We start from the raw sequence: 12,971 nt of genomic DNA, 5'->3' as shown, positions 1-12,971 counted from the left end.
GATGAGTAACGACGATCGTACCCAGTTCATGCCGACGCCCGGTGGCCGCGGTGGAGATCCCTTCCGCCCGGACGCCGGCCGCCCACAGCCGACGCCTGCGCCCGCACCGCTGTCGATGCCGGCCGCGCCGGTCCTGACCGGCAAGGCCCAAGGCCTCAACCCGCTGGAAAGCGCCGCCGGCCCGCTGCTGGCCCTGCTGACGCGCCTGCGCAGCACCATTGCCCACCCGGCGCCAGCCAGTTTGCGCGCACAACTGCTGGCCTACCTGCGCCAGTTCGAAGAGCGCGCCGAGGCCGCCGGCGTGGTGCGCAACGATGTGTTGCTGGCCCGCTACGCCTTGTGCACCGCGCTGGACGAAGCGGTGTTGAGCACCCCGTGGGGCGGCACCAGCGATTGGGGCAAGCAAAGCCTGTTGATCACCGTGCACAACGAAGCCTGGGGCGGCGAGAAGGTGTTCCAGCTGCTGGAGCATTGTCTGCAAAGCCCGCGCGAGCGCCTGTACCTGCTGGAGCTTTTGTACCTGTGCATGTGCCTGGGTTTCGAAGGGCGCTACCGGGTGATGAACGACGGTCGCAGCCAACTGGAAGCGTTGCGTGAGCGCACCGCCGCCGTCATCCGCAGCGCCCGTGGCGACTACGAGCGCGAACTGTCGCCGCACTGGCGCGGTGTCACTGTGGCTCGTGATCGACTGGCGCAATTCATGCCACCGTGGATCGCCGTGGCCATCGGCGCGGCGCTGTTGCTGGCGCTGCTGTTCGGCCTGCGCATGAAGCTGGCGTCCGATGCCGAGCCGGTGTTCAAGAACATTCATTTCCTCGGTGAAATCCCGGTGCAGACCATCGACCGTCCGGTGGTGCAGCCGAAGGTGATCGAGCGCCCACGCCTGGCCGGCTTCCTCGCCGATGAAATCCGGGCCAACCGGATCGCCGTGGAAGACGCCGTCGACCGCTCGGTGGTGACCATCCGCGGCGATGAACTGTTCGCCTCGGGCAGCGCCAGCATCAAGGACGATTTCCAGCCGCTGATGCTGCGCATCGCCGATGCGGTGCGCAAGGTCAAGGGCCAAGTCGTGGTCACCGGCCACAGCGACAATCGGCCGATCGCCACCCTCAGGTTTCCGTCCAACTGGGCGTTGTCCGAGGCGCGGGCCAGGTCGGTGCTGGACATTCTTTCGGCCAAGACCGGCCAGCCCGAGCGCTTCAGCGCCGAAGGCCGCAGCGACACCGAGCCGTTGGCGTCCAACGCCACCACAGAGGGGCGTGCGCGCAATCGTCGGGTTGAAATCACAGTATTGGCGGAGGGGGTCGAGTGAAGGCGTTTTTCAGTTTCATGACCCGCTGGGTCATCCCGGTGCTGGGGCTGATCGCCCTGAGCCTGATCATCTGGTTCGTGGGCCCGCTGCTCGATTGGCTGGTGCCCGAAGGCCGCCGCTGGGCCTTGATCATCCTGGTGTTCGCGGTGTGGATCGCCTATCGGCTGTTGCGCATCATCCAGGCCCGCCGGCAGGCTGCCGAAGTGATGCGCAGCCTGGCCGCGCAAACCCCGCCCGACCCGACCAGCATCGCCACCGCCGAAGAGCTCGAAACCCTGCGCCAGCGCATGGACGAAGCCTTGGCCCTGCTCAAGAAAGCCAAGCTGGGCGGTGATGAGCGTCGTAACCTCTACGAGCTGCCGTGGTATGTGATCATCGGCCCGCCGGGTTCGGGCAAGACCACCGCACTGGTCAACTCCGGGCTGCATTTCCCACTGGCCGCGCAACTGGGCGCCGGTGCGGTACGCGGCGTGGGCGGCACGCGCAATTGCGATTGGTGGTTCACCGACCAGGCTGTCCTGCTCGACACCGCCGGCCGCTACACCACCCAGGACAGCGACGCGACCATCGACAAGGCTGCATGGCTGGGCTTCCTGGGTCTGTTGAAAAAACAGCGGGCCCGGCGCCCGATTGACGGTGCGTTCATCGCCATCAGCCTGTCCGACCTGCTGCTGGGCAGCGACGCCGAGCGCGCTGCCCATGCCGCGGCGATTCGCTTGCGGATCCAGGAGCTGTACACCCAACTGGGCGTGCGCTTCCCGATCTACCTGATGCTGACCAAGCTCGACCTGGTGCCCGGGTTCATGGAGTATTTCGATACCCTGAGCAAGGAAGAGCGCGCCCAGGTCTGGGGCATGACTTTCGCCCTGGACGATGGCAAGAGCAGCGACAGCCCACTGGCGCACCTGCAAAGTGAATTCACCGGCCTTGAGCAGCGCCTCAACGACCGCTTGGTCGAACGCCTGCAACAAGAGCGCGACCCGGCGCGGCGCGATCTGATCTACGGCTTCCCACAGCAGTTCGGCGCCTTGAAAGATTGCCTGCAAAGCTTCCTCGAAGGCGTGTTCAAACCCAACGCCTTCGAAGAGCGCGTGTTACTGCGCGGCGTGTATTTCACCAGCGGCACCCAGGAAGGCAGCCCGATCGATCGCCTGATCGGCTCCATGGCCCAGAGCATGAACCTGGACCGTCAGCACCTGGCGCGCCAGACCGGCACCGGGCGCAGCTACTTCATCGAAAAACTCTTCACCGCCGTGGCTTTTGCCGAGCGCGGGCTGGTGGGTGTCGATCCGAAAGTCGAGCGGCGGCGCAAGTGGATCGCCCGCGGCGTTCTGGCCTCCACCGTGGTGCTGGTGCTGGTGGTCAGCACGTTGTGGTGGGTCAGCTACCGCGCCAACCAGGCCTACATCGCCCAGGTCGACCAGAAGGTCGCGCCATTGGGGCAAACCGTGCAGAACCTCAGCCCGGCGCAACGCGACGTCCTCGCGGTGTTGCCGTTGCTCAACGCCGTGAAACACTTGGCCGGCGACGCCCCCGACTGGGCCGAAGGCCTCGGGCTGTACCAGGGTGACATGCTCGAAGCCGAGTCCGGCAGCGTCTATCGCAAGCTGCTGATCGCGGTGTTCGCGCCACGCCTGCTGACGCGCATCGAAGAGCAACTGCACAGCGGCGGCAATTCGGATTTCCTCTACGAAGGTTTGAAAGCCTACCTGATGCTCGCCGACACCGAGCATTACGATGCCGACTTCATCAAGGCCTGGATCGCCCTGGATTGGGACCGCAGCCTGCCGCGCGATTTGCCGGCCGAGCAGCGCCAGGCCCTGACCGCGCATTTGCAGGCGCTGTTCGAGCGGCGTCCACCTGTCGCGCGCCTGGACCCGCGCCTGGTCGAAGACCTGCGCCGCCAGTTGCAGCAAATGCCAGTGGCCCAGCGAGTCTATGACCGGATCAAGCGTCAGAAGCTGCCTGAAGGCATCCCGGACTTTCGCATCAACGAAGCCGCCGGACGTGACGCGGCGCTGGTGTTCAGCCGCAAGAGCGGCAAGCCATTGGGCGAGCCTTTGAGCGGGTTCTTCACCGTCAAGGGCTACCGCCAGGGCTTCTTGCTCTCCAGCCTGAGCCAGACCGGCACCCTGGCCGAAGAGCAATGGGTGCTGGGCCACGAAGAGGGCGATCAGCAGAACGTCGCCAGCCTGGCCGCCGATGTGCGGCGGCTGTACTTCCAGGATTACCTGCGCCAATGGGACGCCTTGCTGGCCGACATCGACTTCGTGCCGATCACCAGCGTGGCCCAGGCCGCCGATGTGCTGCGGGTGATTTCCGGGCCGACCTCGCCGTTGAAAAAACTGCTGGTGGCGGTGGCGAAGGAAACCGACCTGCAACAGGATGAACGCCTGCTGGCGGCCCAAGGTGCGCCAGTGGACGGCGGCGTGGACAAACTCAAGGAACGCCTGGGCAGCTTGCTCGGCCAGGAACAGCCGACGTCAAACGCACCGGCGGCGAGCGATGACCCGATCACCGCGCACTTCGCTGAGCTCAACAGCATCGTCAGCAAAAGCGAAGGCGAACCGGCGCCCATCGACGGCTTGCTGGCGGACATGAACGCCTTGTACGTGCAGGTCAGCGCCATGGTCGGTGCCAGCGGCGACGCCTTGCTCGGCGAAGCCAAGAACCAGGCCACGGCTGCCGCTACGCGCGTCAGCCTCAACGCCGAACGCCAGCCGCCGCTGGTGCAGGGCCTGGTCAAGTCGGTGGTCAACTCCACCACCAACAGCATGATGGGCGGGGTGCGCAACCAACTGAACGCCGCCTGGACCAGCGAAGTGGTGAACATCTATCGCCAGTCCCTGGCCGGGCGCTATCCGATGTCACCAGGCAGTGCGCGGGACGCGACCCTGGATGATTTCGGCCAGTTCTTCGGCGTCGGCGGGGTGATGGACAACTACTTTCGCAAGTACTTGCAACCCTACGTCGACACCTCGACCCCGACCTGGCGCTGGCAGCCGGGCGCGGCGCAGAAGCTCGGCATCGCCCCTGGCGTGCTGCAGACCTTCCAGCGTGCGGCGACCATTCGCGATGCGTTCTTCCGTTCCGGCGGCACGCAGCCGATGGTGCGCTTCGAGCTCAAGCCAGTGGCGATGGACTCGACGATCACCCAGTTCCTGCTCGACCTCGACGGCCAGCAACTGAGCTACGACCACGGCCCGAGCCGCCCGACCGCCATGCAGTGGCCGAACCCGGGCAGCATCGGTGTGGTGCGGATCTCGATCATGCCGCCGTCCGCCAGCGGTCGCTCCGGCATCACCCTGGACGGGCCATGGGCCTGGTTCCGGCTGCTGGAGCAATCGGACCTGACCGCCGGCAACTCGCCGGACCGCTTCAGCCTGCGGCTGCGGGTCGATGGTGCCAGCGCCTCTTATGAGTTGCGGGCCAATAGCGCCTTCAACCCGTTCAAGAGCCGGGTGCTCAGCGGATTCAGCCTGCCGGAGCGGCTATGAGTACGCCGGGCTTCTATGGAAAGTTGGCCAGCCGCGGAGACTTCGTCAGCCGAAGCTTGCCCCAGAGTTTTATCGGCCCGTGGGATTCGTGGCTGGCGGCGGGTTTGCTCGCCAGCCAGACCAGCCTCGGTGAACGCTGGCTGGATGCTTATCTGGTCAGCCCGTTGTGGCGCTTCATGGTCGCACCGGGTGTGTGTGGCCCGGACGCCGCGGTTGGGGTGGTGATGCCGAGCATCGACCGGGTCGGCCGTTATTTCCCGCTGACTGTCGCGATGCTGCTGGAGCCTGACGCGGACCCGGCGTCCGTGGTGGGCGGTGCGGACGAGTGGTTTGAGCGGGTCGAGAACCTGTTGCTGAGCACGTTGAGTGTAGAGGCCAGTTTCGAGGCATTCAGCGGGCAGCTGGAAACCCTGGGCAGCCCGATGTACCTGCCGCGTTCGCCGAGCAGCCGCTTTGCCAGCCTGCATCGCTTCGATGCCACCGACCCGCAGCGGCGCATGAGCGCCCTCGCCGAGGTGGCCTGCGAAGGCGCGAGCCTGTGGTGGGGCCAGGGATCGGAACGCATTGCCCCGGGTTTGATGCGCTGCCAGGGACTGCCGGCGGCGGCTGATTTCGCGCAATTTTTGCTCGGCCAAGAAGGTGTTGTGTAGATGCGTCCAAGTGCCGGAAAAGCAATCAAGTCTGCAAGCAAGAGCCATGTCGGGATGGTCCGTCAGGTTAACGAAGACGCCTGCCTGGACCTGCCGGAAAAAGGCCTGTGGGTCGTGGCCGACGGCATGGGCGGGCACGCGGCGGGCGACTACGTCAGCAGCCTGATCGTCGACAGCCTGCGCAGCATTGCCGTCGGGCGTTCGCTGGACGAATACGTCGCGGCGCTGCAAAGCGACCTGCTGCGGGTCAACGCCGCCGTGCGTGAAGAAACCGCCAACCGTGGCGTGACCATGATGGGCAGCACCGTGGTGGTGTTGGCCGCCCGTGATCTGCGCGGCATGTGCCTGTGGGCCGGCGACAGCCGTTTGTATCGCCTGCGCGACGGCGTGCTCGAAGGCATCTCCCGGGACCACAGCTACGTCCAGGACTTGCAGGACAGCGGCCTGCTCAGTGAAGCCGAGGCGCGGGTGCATCCGCGGGCCAACATTGTCACCCGGGCCATTGGCGTCGAGGCGCAATTGAACCTGGCGCTGACCGAGCTGTTGCTGGTGCCCGGCGACAGTTACCTGTTGTGCAGTGACGGGCTGACCAAGACCGTCGAGGACGATGAAATCCGTGAAGTATTGAGCCACGACGAGCCCGGCGAAATCGCCAGCAGCCTGGTGTCCCTGGGCCTGATGCGCGGCGCTCCGGACAACATCACCGTGGTGGTTGTGAAGGTGCCGTCATGAGCTTGACCCTGAACATTGTCATCCCCGGCTACGACATCGAAGGGGCGATCGGCGAAGGCGCGATGGCCAGCGTGTACCTGGCGACCCAGCGCTCGCTGGAACGCAAGGTGGCGTTGAAAGTCATGGCTGCCGCGCTGGCCGCCGACCCGACGTTCTGCGAGCGTTTTTTGCGCGAGGGCAAGACCCTGGCGCGCCTGTCGCACCCCCACACCGTCACCATCCATGACATCGGCAACGTCGGTGAGCTGTATTACATGGCGATGGAATACCTGCCCAACGGCACGCTCAAGGAGCGCATCGCCGCGGGCCTGACGCCGGAGCAGGGCCTGACCTACATCCGCCAGATCGCCTCGGCCCTGGGTTATGCCCACGGGCTGGGCCTGGTCCACCGTGACGTCAAGCCGGCCAACATCCTGTTCCGCGCCGATGGCACGGCGGTGCTCTCGGACTTCGGCATTGCCAAGTCCCTGGACGATCGCACCCAGTTCACCCAGGCCGGTTTTGCCGTCGGCACGCCCAGCTACATGAGCCCGGAGCAGGCCCGAGGCCAAGACATCGACGGCCGCGCCGACCTGTACGCCCTGGGCGTGGTGCTCTACGAAATCCTCGTTGGCAAACTGCCGTATACCGGCAACGACGCATTGTCCACGGCCCTGGCGCACCTGACCGAACCGTTGCCGGAATTGCCGGTGCACCACGGCCGTTACCAGGACGTGTTGCGCAAGCTGCTGGCCAAGGATCCGGCGGAGCGTTTCCCGGATGCGGCGGCGTTGTTGCGGGCGTTGGATAACCTGCCAGAGGAATCGGCAGAAGCGACGCTGATTCGGCCGTTGTCGCTGCAACTGCCGCAGACGCCGAAACCGGTGGATGACCTGGCGGGTTTGACCCCCATGTCCATCGACATTCCCAGCGGCCCGGCTTATTCACCACCGCCGCCACAATCGCAGCCCAAGCCCGTTGCGCCGCCGATAAAACCGCCGGTTCAATCCTCTGTGTCGGAGCAACGCAAGGGGCCGGTGTTCGCCCTGGCTGCCGTTGCGGTCGCCGTGGCACTGGCGTTGGGTGGCGCGGGTTATTGGTGGTTGTCCGGTGATGACGGCAAAGACGTGAAGACGCCAGTGGCCACGACCACCTCGGTCAAGCCCCCTGAAGTGTCGCCGCCCAAGGCCCCCGAAGTGCCGGCGGTCAAACCACCGGCTGCCCAGCCACCCGTGGCGACCGAGGCCGATGGCGGCCAGCGTCCGCTGTTGATGGCCGGCAAGAAAACCCTGTTCCAGCGCGTGCTCAGCAAACCGGGGGCGAAGCTCGCCGAGGCGCCGGGCGCAGCCCCGGGCAAGGCGCTGCCGGCGTTCTCCGTGTTGTATGTGTATCAGCGCAAGGACGTCGACGGCAGTTCGTGGGTGCGGGTCGGCGCCGCCACTGACGGGCGCAGCGACGGCTGGTTGCCCGCCGCCCAGGTCAGCGACTGGAAGCAAAGCCTGGTGCTCAAGTTCACCGAACGTTCCGGCCGGGCGCCGGTGATGTTCCTGCGTCAGCCCGGCGAAGTGGAAAAGCTCTTGGCTAACCCTTCGGCGGCCAGGAACGTGCTGCTCAAGGCCCAGCAGAACCCCCACGAAGACCAGCAAGTGCTGGCCCTGGAGCCGGCCGCCAGCGCCGTGCCGCAAAATCAGTTCTACCTGTTGCCGATCTTCGATTCCCGCGAGAGCCTCGATGAGAACGGCCAACCGGTGCAGTTGCTGAACGTGGCGTCCATCGACCCGGGCAACACACCCAGGGCGACGACCAATACGCCGATCACCACCGCCAACGCCGACGCATTCCGTACCGCCGTGGTGCTGGTGGTAGACACCACCGTGTCGATGCAGCCCTACATCGACCAGGTGCGCGACGTGGTCCACGAACTGCAAACCCGCATCGCCGAGCGCGGCGAGTTGGACAGCGTCAGCTTCGGCATGGTGGGTTTCCGCAGCAGCATCAAGAAAACCCCTGGGCTGGAATACGTCGCCAAGACCTTGATCACCCTGGAGCAGGGGCGCGACCCGCAACGCTTCATGGCGCTGGCGCGGCAGGTCAAGGCCTCGACGGTGTCGAGCCATTCGTTCAACGAGGATGCGTTTGCCGGGGTCATGGAAGCCGTCGAAGGCATGGACTGGTCCGGTTACGGCGGGCGCTTGATCCTGTTGGTCACCGACGCCGGGGCCCTGCGCAAGAACGATCCATTTGCCGCCACGCAAATGAACGAAGCCGAAGTGCGCCAGGCGGCGCTGGGCAAGCAGATCAAGATCTACGCCTTGCACCTGCTCAGCGACGCCGGCAAGAAAACCCACGCCGGCGCCCAGAGCCAGTACCGCATCCTGACCGCCGACGCCAACCCGCAGATCGGTGACCTGTACATTCCGGTGCCGGGTGCCGATGTGCGCAAGTTCGGCCAGCGCGTCGACGAGATCGGCTCGGTGTTCGCCGACCTGGTGCATCAGGTGCGCAGCAACAAGGCGCAAAGTGTGCCGCTGCTCAGTGCCGCGCCGAGCCTGGCCGACAAGTCGGCAGCGATCGGCTATGCGATGCACATGGACTTCCTGGGGCGTAAATCCGCCAGCCAGGCGCCGCAACTGGTCAGCGCCTGGACCGCCGACCGCGACCTGACCAACCCGGCACTGCCGGCGTTCCAGGTCTGCGTGATGCTGACCAAGCTGCAACTCAACGACTTGCAGCAATCGCTCAAGCTGATCGTCGACGCGGCCCGCAAGACCCAGAGTTCGCCCAAGGACTTCTTCCAGGAAATCGCCAGCGCCAGTGCCTACATGAGCCGCGACCCGTCGGCCCTGCGCAAGGGCGGCAACCTGGCCGACGGCGGGATTCTCGGCGAGTACCTCGAAGGGCTGCCGTACCGCAGCAAGTCGCTGAACATGACCCAGGATCTGTGGCTGTCGTTGAGCGTGGCCGAGCAGGAAGATTTCATCGACGAGCTGGATTCGAAAATCCGCCTCTACGAAACCTTCCACAACGACCTCGCCAACTGGGTGCGTTTCGGTGACGCCGAGCCGGGTGATGCCTTGTACCGCGTTCCGTTGTCGACGCTGCCGTGATGTTGACCCTGAACGCCGTGCACAAAAGCCGGGGCACCGCCAGCCAGCGCTACAGCCTGGTGATTCCGCGGCTGCATTTGCGCGGCGGCGAACAACTGGCGGTGGTCGGCCCCAGCGGCTGCGGCAAGAGCACCTTGCTGGACTTGTTGGCGCTGGTATTGGCGCCGGATCAGGCCGGGCAATTCGACTTCACGCCGGCCAACACGCCGCTGGACATCGCCAAATTGTGGCGTGGGTCGCAACAGGAGGCCTTGGCCGAGCTGCGCAGTCGATACCTGGGTTATGTTCTGCAAACCGGTGGCCTGTTGGGCTTTTTGGATGTGCGCGGCAACATCGAGTTGTCGCGCAAACTGTTGGGTTTGAAGGATGACGGCAGCGTGACGCGCCTGGTTGGACAATTGGATATTGCCGACCAACTGGACAAGAAGCCGGCGGACTTATCCGTCGGCCAACGCCAGCGAGTCAGCTGTGCCCGGGCGTTGGCCCATGGGCCGCGCCTGCTGCTGGCCGATGAACCGACCGCCGCCCTCGACCCGCTCAACGCCGAGCGCGTCATGCAGTTGCTGGTGACCCAGGCGCGCGAGCACGGCGTGTGCTGTGTGGTCGCGACCCACGATGAGGCGCTGGCCCGCGCCAGTGGTTTGCAGGTGCGGCGCATCAGTTGCCGTCGCGACGTCGACGGCGGTGTCACCGCCACCCTCGGGGAGGCCTGCTGATGCGCGGCGCGCTGGTGGCTTCCCTGGCCTGGCAGGATTACCGCAACGATGCCTGGCTGTCGGCCTGCTCGGTGTTGGCTTTGGTGGCCGTGGTGGCGCCATTGCTGGTGCTGTTCGGCCTGAAGTTCGGCCTGGTCAGCAGCCTGACCGAGCGCTTGCAGAACGACCCGGCGACCCGGGAGATCATCCCCTTGGGCGGCGGCCGCTTCAGTGCCGAATTCGTCGAACAATTGAGCCTGCGCAGCGATGTGGCCTTTGCCTTGCCGCGCACTCGGCAAATCGCGGCAACCGCCGATTTGAGCAGCGATGCTTCGGCCGTCACGGTCGAGATGATTCCCACCGCGGCCAACGATCCCTTGTTCGATCACTTGCCGGTGCCGCAAGGCTTGGATCAAGTGGTGCTCAGCCAGACCGCCGCTGAAAAGCTCGGCGCCAAGGCCGGCGATTGGTTGCAGGCCAGTTTCGGCCGGCAGGTGGCCGGTCGCAGCGAGGCGCAGCGCACCCGTGTGCAGGTGCTGCACGTGCTGCCCTTGGAAGCCTTCGCCCGCGACGGCTTGTTTGCGCCGCTGGCGTTGCTGGAGGCGGCTGAGGATTACCGCGACGGCCGTGCCGTGCCCGCGTTCGGCTGGCCGGGCGAGGCGATTGGGCTGGCCGGGCAACGGGTCTACCCGGCGTTTCGTTTGTACGCCCGCAGCCTCGGCGACGTCGAGCCGCTGCGCCAGTACTTCGCCGGGCAGAACCTGCTGGTGTCGACCCAGGCCCAGACTATCGCCCAAGTGCAATCGTTGAGCCGCAACCTGTCGATCGTGTTCTGGATCATTGCCGGGTTGGCGTTGGCCGGGGCGTTCGCGGCGATTTTTGCCGGTGCCCTGGCAGCGGTCGAGCGTAAGCGCCGGGAGCTGTCGGTGTTGCGCCTGCTGGGGGTTTCCACCGCGGCGCTGTTGTTGTTCGTGGTGTTGCAGGCGCTCTACAGCGCCACCTTTGCGGCCTTGTTGAGTGCCGGTCTGTATGGCCTGGCGCAGTCAGGCCTGAATTATTTATTTGCGCAGATGCCCGGCGAATACGCCAGTCATCTGCTGGTGCGTCATTACGCGTTGGCCCTGGTGGCCGTGCTCGGCGTCAGCGCCGTGGCAGCGGCTTGTGGTGGCTGGCGGGTGGCGCGCATCCAGGCGTGTGAAGGAATTCGCGATGTATAAGCTATTGGGCGCCGCCGTGGCGCTGAGCCTGGCCAGCATGGTTTGGGCAGATGAAAGCACGGACAAGCTGGACAACCCCAAGCCGTTGCCCGACGACGTCAGCCTGCCGCTGCCGTGCGAAGGCCAGATGGTGTTCCGCTACGTCTACATCCTCGCCCAGGGCACCCTGGACGACCGCGAGATCAGCCTCGGTTACCCGTTCAGCGAAGGCGAGGCGGGCTATCAACAGTCGTTCATTTCCGGCTACCGGCGCGACTTCATCAACGGCCAGTTCACCCTCAAGGACCTGCCCAAGGCGTGGAACAAGACCATCACGCCGTTGATGCCCAAGACCGACGCCAAGACGCCGCTCAAGCCGATGCTGTATTTCATCGGCAAGTACGAGGTCACGGCCCGGCAATACGCCCAGGTCATGGCCCAGGCGCAATCGCTGGCCAGCGGTGAGCCGGCACCGGCCTGCGAAACCTTGCAAGCCGATTTGCCTCAGGGCGTGGCCGGGCGTTTGCCCAAGGTGAAACTGTCGAAGTTCGAGGCCGAGCGCTTTTCGGCGGTGTACAGCGCCTGGCTGATGAAATACCACAAGGACCTGCTGCCGGTGAGTGGTCGCGGCAGTTCCGCCGAAGACGGCGGGCTGGGTTTCGTGCGCTTGCCGACGGAAGTGGAGTGGGAATTCGCCGCCCGTGGCGGGCAAGCCGTGAGCCGTCAGGACTTGGAAGGGCGCCTGTTTCCGCGCCGCCTGGAAGGCAGTGAAAGCGACGGGCCGCTGGCCGATTGGGCGGTGTTCAACCAGGTCGCTGGGGGCACTGGTCAGGCGGCACGGCTGATGCCTATCGGCACCAAGCGGCCGAACCCCATCGGCCTGTTCGATGTGGTGGGCAACGCCGCCGAAATGGTCCAGGAATCCTTCCAATTGGTGCACGCCGGTCGCCGCCAGGGCGCCTACGGCGGCTTCGTGGTCAAGGGCGGCAACTACCTGGAAGGCGAGGGCACATTGTTCACCGGCATGCGCCGCGAATACCCGCTGTTCGCCGCCGATGGCACTGAGCAAAGCAACGAAACCACCGGTTTTCGCGTGGCCGTCGGTGCGTTGTTGGCGCCGCGTTCGCGCTACAAGGAATTGTTTGCCCAATGGCAGAAAGAAGGTCGGCTCGCGTCGCTGACCGATGCTATCGACGATGCCGAAGACCCGACCAAGCGCCTGGACAGCATCATCGCCGCCAGCATCGACCCACGCCTGCAAGCCGAGCTGGGGCTGGTCAACGAAGAGCTCAAGCGCAACGTCTCGCTCATCGCCCAGCAGCGCGAGGAAGCTGCGGGCAACCTGATCCAGTCCGCGGCCCTGGTGGCCGAGACCATCAACAACTACAACATTCGCCTGACCAATCTGCAGAACAGTCGGCAAGCCGCCCTGGACGCCAAGGACGAGGCCAGCGCCACGCTGTTCGGCACGGCCATCGACAACGGCCGCAGTGCGCTGGATGGCGCGGTGGCGATCTACATCGACAACCTGGCGACCGGCACGCGCTACACCGATGCGGTGATCCAGGCGCAGTTTCAACGCATCAAGGAAGAGTTGGAGCGCAAGCCGGTGCTGGGCAAGAGCCTGGTGGCGCGCGCCACGTTATTCGTTCGTCACGTCGGGGCTTATCGTCAGCAAAAACGAGCCGACCCGGCGGCGATATTGAAGGAATTGCTCGTATCGAGCGCTCAGCGGTCTTGAGTGTTCGTTGTCAGCGAGCTTGGAAGGGACTCAGGCGGCGATAGCGCCGCGCTGAGCTGGTC

Annotated in this window: 8 protein-coding genes; all 8 read left to right on the top strand. The window is 65.4% G+C overall.

What is annotated here, in order from left to right:
- Window position 1 precedes the first annotated feature (1 nt).
- Genes AC09SL_RS22795 through AC09SL_RS22760 form a run of 8 tightly spaced genes read left to right on the top strand, consistent with a single transcriptional unit; the run spans window position 2 to window position 12,909 of the window.
- Window positions 2-1,312: a DotU family type VI secretion system protein gene (locus AC09SL_RS22795; protein WP_064106864.1), complete on the top strand. Its 1,311-nt coding sequence runs from the start codon at window positions 2-4 to the stop codon at window positions 1,310-1,312.
- Window positions 1,309-4,809: a type VI secretion system membrane subunit TssM gene (gene tssM / locus AC09SL_RS22790; protein ID WP_058542805.1), complete on the top strand. Its 3,501-nt coding sequence runs from the start codon at window positions 1,309-1,311 to the stop codon at window positions 4,807-4,809. The genes AC09SL_RS22795 and tssM overlap by 4 nt, the downstream gene beginning before the upstream one ends.
- Window positions 4,806-5,459 (top strand): type VI secretion system-associated protein TagF, encoded by a 654-nt coding sequence (tagF, locus tag AC09SL_RS22785; protein WP_058542806.1) that lies wholly within the window; start codon window positions 4,806-4,808, stop codon window positions 5,457-5,459. Before tssM ends, tagF begins: the two co-directional genes overlap by 4 nt.
- Window positions 5,460-6,191, top strand: coding sequence for a PP2C family protein-serine/threonine phosphatase (locus AC09SL_RS22780; protein ID WP_058542807.1), 732 nt, complete (start codon window positions 5,460-5,462; stop codon window positions 6,189-6,191). It abuts the gene before it with no gap.
- Entirely contained in the window at window positions 6,188-9,277 is a 3,090-nt protein-coding gene (locus tag AC09SL_RS22775; protein ID WP_058542808.1) for a serine/threonine-protein kinase, read from the top strand. The genes AC09SL_RS22780 and AC09SL_RS22775 overlap by 4 nt, the downstream gene beginning before the upstream one ends.
- Window positions 9,277-9,993 (top strand): ABC transporter ATP-binding protein, encoded by a 717-nt coding sequence (locus tag AC09SL_RS22770; protein ID WP_058542809.1) that lies wholly within the window; start codon window positions 9,277-9,279, stop codon window positions 9,991-9,993. Before AC09SL_RS22775 ends, AC09SL_RS22770 begins: the two co-directional genes overlap by 1 nt.
- Window positions 9,993-11,189, top strand: a complete 1,197-nt coding sequence (locus AC09SL_RS22765) for an ABC transporter permease (protein WP_064106865.1) — start codon at window positions 9,993-9,995, stop codon at window positions 11,187-11,189. Before AC09SL_RS22770 ends, AC09SL_RS22765 begins: the two co-directional genes overlap by 1 nt.
- A complete protein-coding gene (locus tag AC09SL_RS22760) occupies window positions 11,182-12,909 on the top strand; it encodes a formylglycine-generating enzyme family protein (protein ID WP_058545753.1) in 1,728 nt (575 codons plus the stop codon). Before AC09SL_RS22765 ends, AC09SL_RS22760 begins: the two co-directional genes overlap by 8 nt.
- Window positions 12,910-12,971: the final 62 nt, after the last annotated feature.

The organism is Pseudomonas sp. PF05, assembly GCF_056521845.1.
This window is presented reverse-complemented; position numbering and strand designations above follow the sequence as displayed.

Bases quoted from the DNA above. Each gene is read 5' to 3' on its own strand.
- AC09SL_RS22795 (WP_064106864.1), top strand. From the start codon at position 2: ATGAGTAACGACGATCGTACCCAGTTCATGCCGACGCCCGGTGGCCGC.
- tagF (WP_058542806.1), top strand. From the start codon at position 4,806: ATGAGTACGCCGGGCTTCTATGGAAAGTTGGCCAGCCGCGGAGACTTC.
- AC09SL_RS22780 (WP_058542807.1), top strand. From the start codon at position 5,460: ATGCGTCCAAGTGCCGGAAAAGCAATCAAGTCTGCAAGCAAGAGCCAT.
- AC09SL_RS22775 (WP_058542808.1), top strand. From the start codon at position 6,188: ATGAGCTTGACCCTGAACATTGTCATCCCCGGCTACGACATCGAAGGG.
- AC09SL_RS22770 (WP_058542809.1), top strand. From the start codon at position 9,277: ATGTTGACCCTGAACGCCGTGCACAAAAGCCGGGGCACCGCCAGCCAG.
- AC09SL_RS22765 (WP_064106865.1), top strand. From the start codon at position 9,993: ATGCGCGGCGCGCTGGTGGCTTCCCTGGCCTGGCAGGATTACCGCAAC.
- AC09SL_RS22760 (WP_058545753.1), top strand. From the start codon at position 11,182: ATGTATAAGCTATTGGGCGCCGCCGTGGCGCTGAGCCTGGCCAGCATG.